General features: G+C 67.3%; 14 protein-coding genes. 9 read left to right on the plus strand and 5 right to left on the minus strand.

From position 1 onward, the window contains the following. Positions 1–112 precede the first annotated feature (112 nt). Positions 113–484, minus strand: coding sequence for a metallophosphoesterase (locus tag M9978_RS17880; protein WP_254295602.1), 372 nt, complete (start codon positions 482–484; stop codon positions 113–115). A 47-nt stretch (positions 485–531) separates the two neighbouring features. Between M9978_RS17880 and M9978_RS17885 the strand changes: the two genes are divergently transcribed. The 5 genes from M9978_RS17885 (at position 532) to M9978_RS23200 (ending at position 5,530) form a co-directional block, all read left to right on the plus strand. Continuing rightward, a complete protein-coding gene (locus M9978_RS17885; protein WP_254295603.1) occupies positions 532–2,124 on the plus strand; it encodes a cisplatin damage response ATP-dependent DNA ligase in 1,593 nt (530 codons plus the stop codon). 139 nt (positions 2,125–2,263) lie between these two features. Next, positions 2,264–3,364, plus strand: coding sequence for a phospholipase A (locus M9978_RS17890; protein ID WP_254295604.1), 1,101 nt, complete (start codon positions 2,264–2,266; stop codon positions 3,362–3,364). Between the two features lie 36 nt (positions 3,365–3,400). Then, positions 3,401–3,943: a peroxiredoxin gene (locus M9978_RS17895; protein ID WP_254295605.1), complete on the plus strand. Its 543-nt coding sequence runs from the start codon at positions 3,401–3,403 to the stop codon at positions 3,941–3,943. A 160-nt stretch (positions 3,944–4,103) separates the two neighbouring features. Further along, a complete protein-coding gene (locus tag M9978_RS17900) occupies positions 4,104–5,132 on the plus strand; it encodes a GGDEF domain-containing protein (protein WP_254295606.1) in 1,029 nt (342 codons plus the stop codon). A 272-nt stretch (positions 5,133–5,404) separates the two neighbouring features. Continuing rightward, entirely contained in the window at positions 5,405–5,530 is a 126-nt protein-coding gene (locus M9978_RS23200; RefSeq protein ID WP_302054089.1) for a hypothetical protein, read from the plus strand. A 17-nt stretch (positions 5,531–5,547) separates the two neighbouring features. Here M9978_RS23200 and M9978_RS17905 read toward each other — a convergent pair whose 3' ends face one another. Then, complete coding sequence (locus M9978_RS17905; protein ID WP_254295607.1) at positions 5,548–6,030, minus strand: DUF421 domain-containing protein; 483 nt, start codon at positions 6,028–6,030, stop codon at positions 5,548–5,550. A 13-nt stretch (positions 6,031–6,043) separates the two neighbouring features. Beyond that, on the minus strand, positions 6,044–6,574 hold the full coding sequence (locus tag M9978_RS17910) for a hypothetical protein (protein ID WP_254295608.1): 531 nt from the start codon (positions 6,572–6,574) through the stop codon (positions 6,044–6,046). A gap of 94 nt (positions 6,575–6,668) precedes the next feature. Between M9978_RS17910 and M9978_RS17915 the strand changes: the two genes are divergently transcribed. The 3 genes from M9978_RS17915 (at position 6,669) to M9978_RS17925 (ending at position 9,660) form a co-directional block, all read left to right on the plus strand. Next, positions 6,669–7,520, plus strand: coding sequence for an SDR family oxidoreductase (locus M9978_RS17915; protein ID WP_254295609.1), 852 nt, complete (start codon positions 6,669–6,671; stop codon positions 7,518–7,520). Between the two features lie 227 nt (positions 7,521–7,747). Beyond that, complete coding sequence (locus M9978_RS17920; RefSeq protein WP_254295611.1) at positions 7,748–8,749, plus strand: threonine aldolase family protein; 1,002 nt, start codon at positions 7,748–7,750, stop codon at positions 8,747–8,749. Continuing rightward, entirely contained in the window at positions 8,746–9,660 is a 915-nt protein-coding gene (locus M9978_RS17925) for a DMT family transporter (protein WP_254295613.1), read from the plus strand. Before M9978_RS17920 ends, M9978_RS17925 begins: the two co-directional genes overlap by 4 nt. Here the strand turns inward: M9978_RS17925 and M9978_RS17930 are convergent. Together M9978_RS17930 and M9978_RS17935 are read right to left on the minus strand one after the other, a co-directional pair. After that, positions 9,570–10,394: a Rossmann-fold NAD(P)-binding domain-containing protein gene (locus tag M9978_RS17930; RefSeq protein WP_254295615.1), complete on the minus strand. Its 825-nt coding sequence runs from the start codon at positions 10,392–10,394 to the stop codon at positions 9,570–9,572. The two genes, M9978_RS17925 and M9978_RS17930, sit on opposite strands and share 91 nt — an antisense overlap. Continuing rightward, the gene (locus M9978_RS17935; protein ID WP_254295617.1) at positions 10,394–12,070 is read right to left on the minus strand and encodes a M28 family metallopeptidase; all 1,677 of its coding nucleotides are present in this window, start codon (positions 12,068–12,070) and stop codon (positions 10,394–10,396) included. Before M9978_RS17935 ends, M9978_RS17930 begins: the two co-directional genes overlap by 1 nt. Before the next feature lie 113 nt (positions 12,071–12,183). Between M9978_RS17935 and pepN the strand changes: the two genes are divergently transcribed. Beyond that, positions 12,184–14,772, plus strand: coding sequence for an aminopeptidase N (gene pepN, locus M9978_RS17940; protein ID WP_254295619.1), 2,589 nt, complete (start codon positions 12,184–12,186; stop codon positions 14,770–14,772). The last annotated feature ends 21 nt before the right edge of the window (positions 14,773–14,793 follow it).

Here is a 14,793-nt window from a genome sequence, read left to right on the forward strand (position 1 = left end):
TCGCTGTATTGCTGCTCGGACGGCGTGCGTGGTCGTGGCGCTCCCGTGACGAACCTGGCCCATAATGCTTCCTTCCATTCCAACGAAAGGGTCGCACCATCAAACCGTGGGATCAAACACCTAGCACCGCGACCACGCCCAGCCGGGGCGTCAGATTACGCAACGGTGCCACTGCCTCGTCAACCGGATAGCGATGGCTCGCCACCCGCTTGTCACTCACCAGATCGCCCGCGATCAATACCAGGTCGGGCTTAAGCGCGTTGACCTGCGCAACAATCCGTTCGAGCCGCGCCGGCGGCATATCCGGTCCGGCGACGTGAATGTCGCTCAGCAAGGCGATCCGCAACGGCGGCGCGCCCGCGGGCCAGCTTGCCATCGCGACGCGCGCGCGACGCACCACCGGATCGGCGGTGGCATTGCGATAACCGACCAGCAGCACGCCGAGCGCGAGCAGCAGCAGGATGGCGAAAAGGCGTTTCCACATCGGCGCGGCCTAGCGGAACCGTTGCGTCCCCGCCATGTTCCGCAATCATGCGCGCCTTTGCCGACCTTCTCGACCGGCTGATCTACACCCGCTCGCGCAATGCCAAGCTGCGCCTCATTGGCGACTATCTTAGATCCGCGCCCGATCCCGACCGCGGCTGGGCGATGGCGGCGCTGACCGGCGAGCTCGACCTGCCCGGGGTCAAGCCCGCGATCATCCGTGCGATGGTCGACGAGCGGGTCGATCCGGTGCTGTTTCGCCTCAGCCGCGACTTCGTCGGCGACACGGCGGAGACGGTCGCGCTGATCTGGCCCGAGGCGCTGACCCCGCCGCCGCAAGCCGAACCGCTCACCGTCGCCTCCGCCATCGACCGGCTGATGACGCTCTCGCGTTCCGAAGCCCCGGCCGTGCTGGCCGCCATGCTCGACCGGCTCGAAGCCGATGAGCGCTATGCTTTGCTCAAGCTCGCCACCGGCGCGCTGCGCGTCGGCGTCTCCGCCCGCCTCGCCAAGACCGCGCTCGCAGAAGCGTTCGGCATCCCGGTCGATGCGGTCGAGGAAGTGTGGCACGGCCTCAAAGCCCCCTATGCGCCGCTGTTCGCCTGGGCCGAGGGCCGCGGCCCGCAGCCGAGCGCCGCCGACGTGCCGGTGTTCCGCCCATTCATGCTCGCACATCCGCTGGAAGAGACGCAGGTCGACCTCGCCGACTATGCCGCCGAGTGGAAATGGGACGGCATCCGCGTGCAGATGGTGCATGTCGCAGGGCAGACCCGGCTCTACAGCCGCGCCGGCGACGACATCACGCACAGCTTCCCCGAGGTCGCCGCCGCCTTCGCCACCTCCGGCGTGCTCGACGGCGAATTGCTGGTGAAGGGCGAGGCGCAGGGCGGCGCTATTGAATCAGGAGGGGCGGCAAGCTTCAACGCGCTCCAGCAGCGGCTCGGTCGCAAGCTGGTCTCGGGCAAGATGCTCGCCGACTATCCCGCCTTCGTCCGCCTCTATGACATCTTGTTCGACGGGTCCGAGGATCTGCGCGAGCAGCCCTGGACCCAGCGCCGCGCCCGCCTCGAAACCTTCGCCACGCGGCTCGACCCGGAGCGTTTCGACGTCTCATCGCTGATCGACGCCGCGGACTTTGCCGCGCTCGAGGAAATCCGCGCCGGCGCGCGCGACGCCGCGATCGAGGGCGTGATGCTCAAGCGCCGCGATTCGCCTTACGTCACCGGCCGCCGCGTCGGGCTGTGGTACAAATGGAAGCGCGACCCGCTCACCGCCGATTGCGTGCTGATGTACGCCCAGCGCGGCAGCGGCAAGCGATCGTCCTTCTATTCGGACTATACCTTCGGCGCCTGGACCGAAGGCGGCGAACTGCTGCCCGTCGGCAAGGCCTATTTCGGCTTCACCGACGAGGAGCTCAAATGGCTCGACCGCTTCGTGCGTAATCACACGCTCGCCCGCTTCGGCCCGGTGCGCGAGGTGGAGAAGACGCTCGTGCTCGAAGTGGCGTTCGACTCGATCCACGAATCGAAACGCCACAAATCCGGCCTCGCAATGCGCTTCCCGCGCATTTCCCGCATCCGCACCGACAAGCCGGCCAACGAGGCCGACACGATCGAGGCGCTGAAAAGGCTCGCGACCTGATAGGGCGGTGCCGGCCCGCTCCCCCACCCGGCCACCCACTTCAGTGTATCTTGATGGGTGGCCGGGTGGGGGAGCGGGCCGGCGCCGAACACAGATAGCGACTCGCATTTGTCGCACGACGCTGGCATCGAAGCGCGCAATGCGGGCCATCTTCCCTCTCTTGCTGATCGCCGCGCCCGCCGCCGCACAGGTGCGCGCCATCCCCGCCCAGCCCGCCAACGAACGCGAGGCGCTGCGCGGCGTCGAGGTGATCCTGATCAACGAAGGCGCCGCGCCGTTCCCCGCCGAAGGGCCGCGCCAGATCGAGGTCACCGCCGCCGACGGCACGCGCCTGGTCCTCGAACGCCTGCCCGCCCCGGCGGCGGCCGTACCGCCGGGCGGCTTCGTCAAGGTGCGCTACGTACCGACCGCCTATGCCATGCGTCCGGGGCCGCCGCCCGCACCAGGCAAGCCGGCCAAATCCGCCTCCACCGTCGGCAGCGCCTATGCCGGTGATCCGCCGCCGCCGCCCGCCGCCGCCAGCGCCGAGACCGAAACGCTCGCCTCGCGCGGCAGCACCGCCGGCTTTCTCGACCGCTTCGCCCCGCACGAGCCGATCTACGGCGCGTTCGGCCTGGCTGATGCCGGCGCCAAGCTCCAGGTCAGCTTCGCCTTCCAGCCGTTCGGCGGCGACGGCGCGCTCAGCCGCCTCAAATTCGCCTACACCCAGACGATGTTCTGGCGGCTCGACCTGCCCTCCGGCCCGTTCACCCACACCACCTACTCGCCCGAAGTCTTCGCCGATGTGCCGATCGACTCGACCGCGACGCTCGGCATCGGCTGGCGGCATGATTCGAACGGCGAAGGCCCGGCGACGTCGATCGACGCCAACCGCATCTTCGCGCGCTTAACCAAGGCGTTCGATCTGGGCGATGGCTGGCGCGCCGAGGTGACCCCGCAGGCGTGGCTCTATGTCGACAAGCAGGGGATCGCGCCCGATCTCGACCGCTATTGGGGCAATGCCGCGCTCGGCCTCACGCACGTCAAGCCCGACAGTCTGAAGCTCAGCATCACCGCGCGCGGCAATCCGGAGACCGGGCGCGGCGCTGCCGAACTGTTCGCCTCCTACCCGCTCGGCAGCATCGGCGGCGGGATCGGCTTCTATCTCTTCGGCCAGGCCTTTACCGGCTATGGCGAGGCGCTCGACGACTATCGCCGCCGCGACAGCCATGCCCGGATCGGGATTGCGCTCACGCGGTGAAGGCGCATAACCGGGGCAACCTCAGGAGAGTCCCCCATGCGCCTCACGCTCGTCCTCGCCAGCCTCACGCTCACCGCCGCCCTGCCCGCCGCCGCCCAGCTCGCGCCGGGCACCGCCGCACCCGATTTCACCACCAGGGGCGCGCTCGCCGGCAAGGAGTTCACGCTCAACCTCAAGAAGCAGCTCAAAAAGGGCCCGCTCGTCCTCTATTTCTACCCGATGTCGTTCACCCCCGGCTGCAGCGCCGAGGCACAGGCCTTCGCCGCCGCCACGCCCGACTTCAAAAAGGCCGGTGCCACGGTGATCGGCATGGCGGCCGACCCGATCGACAAGCTCAAGGACTTTTCGACCAAGGATTGCGCGAGCAAGTTCGCAGTCGCGCAGGCGACGCCAGACGTGATCAAGGGGTATGATGTCGATCTGATCCGCAACGGCGCCAGCACCGGCAAGACCAGCCGCACCAGCTATGTCATCGCGCCCGACGGCAAGGTCCTTTACGCGCATGCGGAGATGAGTCCGGCCAATCACGTCAAAAATACGCTGGCCGCGGTGCGCGAGTATAAAAATAAAAAGCGCTGACACGCCAGACGTTTGGATCGGAACGCTGTCGAAATGGGTAGGCAATTGGACCCGTTGCGCACCCGTTTCACTGGATTTTAGCAGTTCGAACGCTACTCCAGCCCATCGAAAGCGTATCGGGCGAGTTATGATGCCCGGATGAGCGTGGGGACGGGGTTCTATGGGCGTGGCGAGGGCGGTTCGAGCCGCCGGGAATGGGGACGATCCCGCCCGGCAGCTGTACGAACGCATCGGCGCATTTCTGTTTGACCAGCGGCTGGAGCCCGATCCGGCTAACTTCGCCTTTGCCTGGGCGCTGCTGCACGATCCGCACGGTCCGCTGGCGAAGGCGGTGGCGGCGCTGACCGACGGCGGCGTGAGGCTGACCAAGCGCGACATCGAATCGCTGGGGCACGAGGCGCCGGTGAGTGCGCGCAGCGTGCGCGAAAAGGCCGAAGGCCTCGTCGCGCGGACTCAGCTTCAGGTCGAAGGCTTTGCCGACATGGTCCAGGCGATCCGCGCCGAGACCGAAGGCTTTGGCCGCGACCTTGCCGCCAGCGCCGATGCGATCCGCCGGTCGAGCGAAGCGCTCGACGGCCCGCTGATCGAGGAAGTGTCGCGCATCACCGCGACGATGGTCGAGCGCGTGCACAGCGCCGAGGCGCGGCTCGAATCCGCTACGCGCGAGGCGAGCGAGCTGCGCAGCAAACTCGAGGAAGCGCGCGACAATGCCCGCCGCGATCCGCTGACCGATCTGCCCAACCGCCGCGCGTTCGAGGAAGCCTTCGCCGCGCAGGTCGCCGCCGGCGGCCAGCTGTGCATCGCAGTGTGCGACATCGATCACTTCAAGCATGTCAACGACCGCTTCGGCCATGTCGTCGGCGACCGGGTGCTCAAGACCATCGCCGAGGCGCTCACGCAGAGCTGCCCCGGCCAGCTCGTCGCGCGCTATGGCGGCGAGGAGTTCGCGATCCTGTTCACCGGGGTCGACATTGCGGCGGCGTGCGCCACGCTCGACCATGCCCGCGCCAGCGTTGCCGCGAAACGTTACCGGCTGCGTGAGTCCGATGCGCCGCTCGGTGAGATCACCTTCTCCGCCGGTCTCACACACGTCGATCCGGAGCAGAAATTCGGCACCAATTTCCACCGCGCCGACGTGCTGCTGTACCGTGCCAAGGATGACGGCAGGAACCGCGTGCTTGCCGGCTAGTAATTGGTAATTTTTGCTACTTTCTGCGGCGGAATTTCCCACCATCGCCGGCAATAAAATTCCAATTCGCGCAAAATCAATAGCTTATCGCAGTTGGCACGGTCCCTGCTGACGTTGGGAACATCGGTCGGATGTTCCGGCACAACGTCAAATGGGAATAAGACAATGGCACTTCGTTTCGAAAACTTCGCCCGCTACGCCGTCTCGCTCGTCGGCGCCGCCGCCTTCACCGCCGTCCTGATCGTCAATTCGGGCAGCTTCGGTTCGGTCGCATGACCGGGCCGGCAACCGGGCGGCGGCTCATCGGCCAGCAGCTCCGCATCGCCGTCGCATCGTTCGGCCTGACCGCGCTGCTGATCACCGCCACTGCCATGCAGGGTTCGGGCCTCATCGCCTGAACCCTGCAAGGGCGGGCTCAGGACGCCCTGATATCGTCGGCCCTGCCCTCATCCTTGTCGGAATCGATGCGGATGAAGCTGATCCGGCCCTCGGGCTCCAGAATCGCCCAGGCGACCTCACCGACGGTTCCGATTCCCGCCAGCCGCATCTCGGATTCGATCTCGCGCCGCGTCAACCGGTCGCGCCGCATGTTCGCCTCGATCCATTCGCCCTGACGGATCAGCACGCGCGGCTCGCCTTCGATCCATTTCTGCGCGCGCGGCCAGCGATAGACCACCCAGCCCAGCACCACCGCCCAGAAGCCGAAGGTGGCGATCGCCAGCGTCGCCCCGGTCAGGCTGAAATCATTGTGCGTCACGCCCTGCTGGATCAGATCGCCCAGCACCACCAGCATCACGAGCTCGAACGGCGTCATCTGGCTTAGCTCGCGCTTGCCGAGCAGCCGCAACAGCCCGAACAGGATCGCGAACATGATGGTGGCGCGAAAGACGATGTCCATCAGGCCAGACCCCTCATGGCAGCACCTTGATGTCGAACGCGATCGCGGCGATCCGCCGCTCGCCGTCATACAGCGCGACGCCGCCCTGGGTCCCGGCGAACAGCGGCGGGTTGATCTGGCCGTCGATCTTGATGTCGAGCACGTCGCCGGTTTTCATCGCACCATAGTCGAAGCGGAATTCGCCCTTTTCGGCCTTCTCTTCCGACGGCGCCGGGATCATCGAGTTGATGGTCATGTCGCGCCACAGCGATTCGGGCACCACCAGCACCGCCTTGGCGATCGGCCGGCGCGCCTCGATCCGCACACGCGTCTCGAAAAACTCGCCGTTGCGGATCACCCGCGGCGTCGCAACGTCCAGCTGCGCCTCCGCCGCCGCCACGGTCAGCGGCCGCGTCTTGCCCCCGCCGAACGCACCCAGCAGCGCCGCGAGCATCACCGCGCCCAGCACGGCCAGCGACAGCCAGTTCCAGTTCGCACCCCGGCCTTCGGCATGGCGCGGGTCGATGCCGTCGGGGTAGTCAGTGGAGGCGGCGTTCTGGGTCATCGGTTCGAAGGTGCAACGATCCGCGAAAGTTAAGTATCCGGAACCCCTTGTCGCGCCTGCGGTTTTTCCCGGCACCCAGCTGGAGCGCCGCGCCATGACCGAAACCGCCGAAATGATCCATGAGGACGCGCTGCCCGGCGACGAGCACAAGCTCGATCCGGCGCCGCAATGGCAGCCGCGCTATCCCGGCTCGGGGCGCCTGACTGGCAAGGTCGCGCTGATCACCGGCGCCGACAGCGGCATCGGCCGCGCCGTCGCCGCGCTCTATGCGCGCGAGGGCGCCGATGTCGCGATCCTGTATCTGCTCGAGGACAAGGACGCCGCCGACACCAAGGCGATCGTTGAGGCCGAGGGGCGACGCGCGATCACGATCAAGGCGGACATTGGCTCGAAAAAGATGTGCGCCCGCGCGGTCGAGCGCGTGATCGCCGAACTCGGCCGGCTCGACATCCTCGTGAACAATGCCGGCGAGCAGCATCCCGACAAGGATATCCGCGACATCACCGAGGAGCAGCTTCAGCGCACCTTCCAGACCAACATCTTCGGGATGTTCTATCTGGTGCAGGCCGCGCTCCCGCATCTCGGCAAAGGCTCGGCGATCATCAACTGCACTTCGGTCACCATGTATCAGGGCTCGAAGGATCTGCTCGACTATTCCAGCACCAAGGGTGCGATCACCGCCTTCACCCGCTCGCTGTCGGAGAATCTGGTCGAAAAGGGCATTCGCGTGAACGCCGTCGCGCCCGGCCCGATCTGGACCCCGCTCAACCCGTGCGGCGGCGCGTCGCCCGAAAAGCTTGAGACCTTCGGCGAGAACACGCCGATGGGCCGGCCCGGACAGCCCAATGAAGTCGCGCCGAGCTTCCTGTTCCTCGCCTGCGAGGATTCGAGCTATATGTCGGGGCAGGTGCTGCACCCGAACGGCGGCACCATCGTCAACGGTTAGGCGTCAATGGCAGGGTCAAACCTCAATTAGAACGAGGTCGAGACGGAGCCGAATTTGGTGTGAGGCGAGGCGTGAGGAGGGAGCGATGCGGCGCATCGTGATCGACGAGCAACGAAGTCCTCGCGCCAAATTCGGCCCGCCGCTGCGCGGTTGAGTTTTGACCCTAAGCGGCTTGCGAAAAGGGCGAAGCGGTTGATTCCCCCTGGCACCGGGCGCATGGGGCGGGCATGCGCTTCTTCTCCGACAACGCCGCCCCCGCTTGTCCCGAGGTGATCGCGGCGCTGGGCCGGGCGAACGTCCAGGACGCGGCCTATGATGGCGACCAGTGGAGCGCTCAGCTCGACGCGCGCTTTTCCGACCTGTTCGAAACCGACGTCGCGGTCCTGTGGGTGCCCACCGGCACTGCCGCCAATTGCCTCGCGCTCACCGCGCTGTGCCTGCCTTATGGCGGCGTGGTCTGCCACCGCGAGGCGCATATCCAGGCCGACGAGGCTGGCGCGCCCGAATTCTTCACGCACGGCGCCAAGCTGCTGCTCGCCGAAGGGCCAGGCGCGAAGCTGACGCCGCAAGCGATCCGCGCGGTCATCGATCCGATCAAGTCCGGCGTCCATTGGGTCCAGCCGCACGCGATCTCGATCACCAACGCCACCGAATATGGCCTGGTCTATACGCCTGCCGAAGTCGCCGCGATCGGCGATCTCGCACGGACCCGCGGCCTGCGCCTGCACATGGACGGCGCGCGCTTCGCCAACGCGGTCGCGCATCTCGATTGCGCACCCGCCGAGCTGACCTGGCGCGCGGGCGTCACCGCATTGTCGTTCGGCTTCATCAAGAATGGCGGGATGGGCGCCGAGGCGCTGGTGTTCTTCGACCCCGACCTCGCCGCCGCCACGCGCATCCGCCGCAAGCGCGCCGGTCATCTCCAGTCCAAGGGCCGCTTCCTCGCCGCACAGCTGCTCGCGATGCTCGACGGCGATCTGTGGCTGCGCAACGCCCGCGCCGCCAATGCCGGCGCCGCGCTGCTGGCGCAGGCGGCAGGAAATCGGCTGGTCCATCCGGTCCAGTCCAATGGCGTGTTCCTGCGCGTTACCGCCGACGAGGCCGCCAGACTCCGCGCGCAAGGCTTCGACTTCTACGACTGGGGTCCGGGCGAGGCGCGGCTGATGGTTTCCTGGGATCAGGACGAAGCTGCGATCCGTCCGCTCGCCGACGCGATCGCCGGGCTGTGAGCGAAACTCGGCCCAATTCGACCCGGCTCACCGTCCTGCTTCCCTTCGCGGTCGTGACCTTGATCTGGTCCTCGACCTGGATCGTGATCGCCGATCAGCTGGGGACGGTGCCGCCGGCCTGGTCGGTCACCTACCGCTTTCTCGTCGCCGGTGTCGCGATGCTCGGCTGGGCGGCCTTCAAGCGCGAACCGCTACGGCTCGACGCCGCCGGACTGGGTTTTGCCGCCTTGCTCGGGCTGCTCCAGTTCGTGATCAACTTCAACTTCGTCTACCGCGCCGAGGCACATATCACCTCCGGCCTGGTCGCGGTGATGTTCGCGCTGCTGCTGATCCCAAATGCGCTGCTCGCCCGCATTTTCCTGCACCAGCGCATGGGCGGGCAATTGCTGGCCGGTTCCGCCATCGCGGTCGCCGGCGTCACCTTGCTGTTTGTCCATGAGCTGCGCCGCGACCCGAGCGCCAGCGGCGAGGTGCTGACCGGCATCGGGCTGGCCGCATGCGGCGTGCTGGCGGCATCCTTCGCCAACATCATGCAGGCGACGAAAACGGCGGGGACCTATCCGATGGCGACGATGATCGGCTGGGCGATGCTGCTCGGCGCGATCATCGACGGCCTGTTCGCCTTCGCTACCGTGGGGCCGCCGGCGTTCGACCCCCGCCCCACTTATGTCCTCGGCATCCTCTATCTCGGCCTGATCGGCTCGACGCTGGCCTTTCCGCTTTATTTCGGGGTGATCCGCATCATCGGCCCGGCCAAGGCAGCCTATTCGGGGGTGATCATCCCGGTCATCGCGATGCTGATCTCGACGCTGTTCGAAGGCTATCGCTGGTCGCTGCTCGCCGCGGCGGGCGCGCTGCTTACCGGAATCGGGCTGGTCATCGCATTGAGCGCGCGCAGGCCCAACCGGTAGTCGCGATACAGCGGCCGCCAGCCGAGGACGCGCCTGGCCTTGCCGTTCGCGACGCGCCGGTTCTCCGAATAAAAGGCCAACGCCGCCGCCGACAAATTGGCCTCCGCCAGCGGCACCAGCGGCGGCACCGGCAGCCCCAGCAACCGGCATCCGAACGCCACCACCTCGCTCTGCGGCGCCGGTTCGTCGTCGGCGAGGTTGTACGCCCCCGCGGGTGCGTCGAACCCGGCGATCACGCCGCGCGCGATATCCTCGACATGCACGCGGCTGAAAACCTGCCCCGGCACGTCGATCCGCCGCGCCTCGCCCGCGCGAATCCGGTCGAGCGGCGAGCGTCCCGGGCCGTAAATCCCCGGCAGCCGGAACACGCGCGCGCCCAGCGCCAGCCAGTCGGCATCGGCCCCCGCCCGCGCGCCGCGCCGCCCGGACCCGACCGGCGCGCTTTCATCGACCCACGCCCCGCCGGTGTCGCCATAGACGCCGGTTGAGGAGAGATAGCCCAGCCACGCCCCCGACCGGGCGATCGCATCGCCATAGGCCGCCAGCACCGGATCGCCCGCGTCCGGCGGCACCGAGGACAGGATATGCGTCGCATGGCCAAGCTCGAACCGCACCCGCTCGGCGTCATCGAACGCGATGTCGCCCGCTTGCCCGGTCCCCACGATGCGCGCGCCGTCCAGCCGCGCCGCGAGGTGCGAGGCAGCATAGCCGAGGCCGAAGACGAACAGCCGCATTATTTCGCGCCATAGCCCCCATAGAGCAGGCCGAAAAAGTCGCCCTTCTTCCACGCCGGCCGCGCATCGGCGTCGGCAATCTCGCGCGCGATCGCATAATTGGCGTCGATGAAGCGCACGCCCTGATCCCATTTGATCTCGGGATTGGTGATCTCGTCCGACGGACGGTGATAGCGCTCGGCAAGGAAGCGATTAAACGCCTCGCCGCCGGCACCCGCCAGCCCCGGCCAGAGGAACACCGAGGGGATGCCCTGCTGCACGAAGCGGTAATGGTCGGAGCGCACGAAGAAGCCCTGTTCGGGCATCGGGTCCTTGCCGACGCCCACGCCGACCGCCGCGGTCGCCCGCGCCACCGTCTCGCCCAAGGTCGAGCGCGCCGCGCCGAACGCGATCATGTCCTCGAACTTGTAGGTGATCACCGGCATGTCGAGATTGACGTTGGCGACGAGGTTCGCCTTCGGCACCGTGGGATTGTGCGCGAAATAATCGGCGCCGATCAGCCCCTTCTCTTCCGCCGTCACCGCCAGGAACATCACCGAACGCCGCGGCGGCTTGCCCGACGCCTGGAAGCGCTTGGCCTCCTCGATCAGCGAGGCGATGCCCATCGCATTGTCCATCGCGCCGTTATAGATCGTGTCGCCCTTCGCGTCGGCCTTGCCCACGCCGACATGGTCGAGATGCGCGGTGAGCACCACCACCTCGTCCTTGAGCTTGGGGTCGCTGCCCGGGATCATCCCGGCGACGTTCGAGCTGGTCACGGTCTTGCGCTCGGTCTTGAGCGCCACCGCGAGCAGCGCGCCGCTCGCGAAGGGCGCGATCACCGGCTTGCCCGCCTCGGCGGCCTTAAGCGCGCCGGCCCAGCCCTTGTCGCCCGCGAACAGCCGGCCCGCGCCCTTGAGGCTGACTGTCGCCACGACCGGCGTACCCGCGGACGGCAGATGCCCGCGGCCCTGCGCATCGGCCCAGGTCATGCGCCATTCGTCCCAGCTGTCGGCCAGCCGCGCGAACGGCCGCACCTTGGCCGAGACCGGCGACTCGAGCATGATCACCGCCGCCGCGCCCTTCTTCGCCGCGATCGCCGCCTTGTTGCCGTTATTGCCGAAATGCGCGCGCTCCTCGCCGTCGAAGCCGCCCGGTGCGCCGCTGAAGATCGCGACGATCTTCCCCTTGACGTCCACCCCCTTATAGTCGTCGCGCTTATATTGCGGCGCGACGATGCCATAGCCAGCGAACACCACCGGCGCGTCGATCGCCGTCACTGGCCTTTCGGGATCGGGCGCGGGCAGATAATCCTCGCCGAACACCAGATTGACCGGCGCCGCGCCGCCGCGCGTCAGCGCGAGCGTGCCCTTGTCGGCCGGGCGCGAACTCAACAGCGGCACCGGCTGCAGATACGATCCGTCGATCCCCGCCGGCTTCAGCCCCGCGGCATAGAATTGCGCCGCGACATATTGTGCGGCGATCTCATATTCGGCGCTGCCCGCCTCGCGCCCGCGCATCGCATCGGCGGAAAGGAACATGACATGCGCCTTCATCGCCGCCTGATCGGCGGGCAACGGCGCATTGATGAGCGCGTTGTCCTCCGCGGTCAGCGCGGGGACAGGCTTGGCCGCCTCTTGCGCCGGCAGCGCGGTCGACAGGCTGAGCAGGGCAAGCGTCAGAACGGGACGAAACATTCGCAGGGCTTCCGGTGTTTGGATTCAGGATGCGTTGAGGCGTAGCACTCCAACGATACACCGCAATGAAATTTCCGTGGTGCCCCCGCCGGGCACCTGACATAGGCCAAGCTATGATCGACGCTCTTGCCGCCACGCCGCATGTCACCCGCCGCGAAGACTATCGCGAGCCCGACTGGCTGGTGCCGGAGATCACGCTCGATTTCGAGCTCGACCCTGCAGCGACCCGCGTCCGCGCGACGCTCTCCGTCACGCGCAACGGCAATCACGACCGTCCGCTCCGCCTCGATGGCGACGGCCTGACCCCGCTGTCGGTCAAGGCCGACGGCACCGATGCCGTTTACGAGATGGACGGCCCCGCGCTGGTCGTCGCGCTCCCGGGCGACGACCATATCATCGAGACCGAGGTCGAGATCGCACCCGAGCGCAACACCCAGCTGATGGGTCTCTATGCCTCGGGCGGAAACCTCTGCACGCAATGCGAGGCGGAGGGCTTCCGCCGCATCACCTTCTTCCCCGACCGGCCCGATGTGCTCAGCAAATACCGGGTGAAGATGACCGCCGACAAGGCGCGCTTCCCGGTGCTGCTCGCCAATGGCGATCCGGTCGCGCAAGGCGACGCCGCGGACGGCAAGCACTGGGCCGAGTGGCACGACCCGTTCCCCAAGCCTTGCTATCTCTTCGCGCTCGTCGCCGGCGATCTCGCCGCCAACACCGCGACCTTCACCACCCTGTCCGGCCGCGCGGTGAAACTCGGCATCTGGGTGCGCACCGCCGACCTGCCCAAGACCGATCACGCGCTCCACGCGCTCAAGCTCAGCATGGCGTGGGACGAGAAGGTCTATGGCCGCGAATATGATCTCGACGTCTTCAACATCGTCGCGGTCGACGATTTCAACTTCGGTGCGATGGAGAACAAAGGGCTGAACATCTTCAACAGCCGCTACATCCTCGCCGACCCGGACACCGCCACCGATTATGATTACGACGCGGTCGCAGCGGTGGTCGCACATGAATATTTCCACAACTGGTCGGGCAACCGCGTCACCTGCCGCGACTGGTTCCAGCTGAGCCTCAAGGAAGGCTTCACCGTCTATCGCGACCAGGGCTTTTCTGCCGATCAGGGCAGCGAAGCGGTCAAGCGAATCGAGGATGTCCGCGGGCTTCGCGCCGCGCAATTCCCCGAAGATTCAGGCCCGCTCGCCCACCCCGTCCGCCCCGACGAATATGTCGAGATTTCGAACTTCTACACCGCGACGATCTACAACAAGGGCGCTGAGGTCATCCGCATGATGGCGACGATCCTCGGCCCGCAGAAGTTCCGCGCCGCGACCGACCTCTATTTCCAGCGCTTCGACGGCACCGCCGCGACCTGCGAGGATTTCGTCGCGTGCATGGAGGAAGCCGGCGGCACCGATCTGACGCAATTCCGCCGCTGGTATTCGCAGGCCGGCACCCCGCGCGTCACCGCCACGCTCGAGCATGAGGCCGGCGACGGGCGCGCGCATCTCAAGCTGCGCCAGTCGGTCCCGCCAACCCCCGGCCAGCCCGACAAGGCGCCGATGGTGCTGCCGCTGCGGATCAAGCTGTTCGGGTCGCAGACCGCAACGCCGGTCGGCGAGGAGCAGCTCGTCCTGCTGTCCGACGGCGACGCGCAACTGAGTTTCGAGGGCGTCACCGAACGCCCGGTGCTGTCGATCAACCGCGGCTTCTCCGCGCCGGTGATCGTCGATACCAACCGCAGCGCCGCCGACCTTGCCTTCCTCTCGGCGCATGACGACGATCCCTTCGCACGCTACGAGGCGATGCAGCAGCTGATGCTCGACACGCTCGTCGCCGCGGTCACGCAAGGCCGCGCCGATCACGGTCCGGTGATCGAGGCTGTCGCCAACACGCTCGCCGACCCCGCGCTGGACAAGGCGTTCGTCGCGGAGGCGGTGCTGCTGCCCTCGGACAGCTTCATCGGCGACCAGCTCCCGGTGGTCGATCCCGAGGCGATCTTCCAGAAGCGCGAGGCGCTGCGCCGCGATCTCGGCAAGGCGCTCGAACAGCAATGGCGCGCCGCCTATGACGCGGCCAAGGTCAACCGCTTCGAATATTCGCCCGCGGGCAAGGGCGCGCGGCGGCTGCGGACGGTGTCGCTCGGCTATATCAACGCCAGCGGCGCGCCCGACGGCGCCGACCTCGCCTTCGCGCAGTTCGAGGGCGCCGACAACATGACCGACCGGCAGGGCGGACTGACCTCGCTCGTCAACAGCGCGTCCGACAAGCGCATCGCCGCACTCGACATCTTCTACAACCGCTATGCCGACAACGCGCTCGTGCTCGACAAATGGTTCCAGACTCAGGCGCTGGCGACGCGCGAGGACACGGCGGAGGCGGTCGAGGCGCTCGCGCTGCACCGCGACTTCACGCTCGCCAACCCCAACCGCGCGCGCGCGCTGGTCGGCGCGTTCGCGGTCAACCAGCGCGCCTTCCATTCGGGCGACGGGCGCGGCTACCGCTTCGTCGCCGACCAGCTGATCGCGCTCGACAAGCTCAATCCGCAGACCGCTGCCAAGCTCGTCCCGCCGCTCGGCCGCTGGAAGCGCTTCGATGCCGCGCGCGCCGCGAAGATGCGCGCCGAGCTCGAACGCATCCTCGCCACGCCGGGCCTCAGCAAGGACATGACCGAGCAGGTGAGCAAGAGCCTGGAAGGCTGAAGCACTTGGTGACAGCCGTAA

The organism is Sphingomonas tagetis (genome assembly GCF_024211275.1).
GTDB classification, from domain to species: Bacteria; Pseudomonadota; Alphaproteobacteria; order Sphingomonadales; family Sphingomonadaceae; genus Sphingomonas; species Sphingomonas tagetis.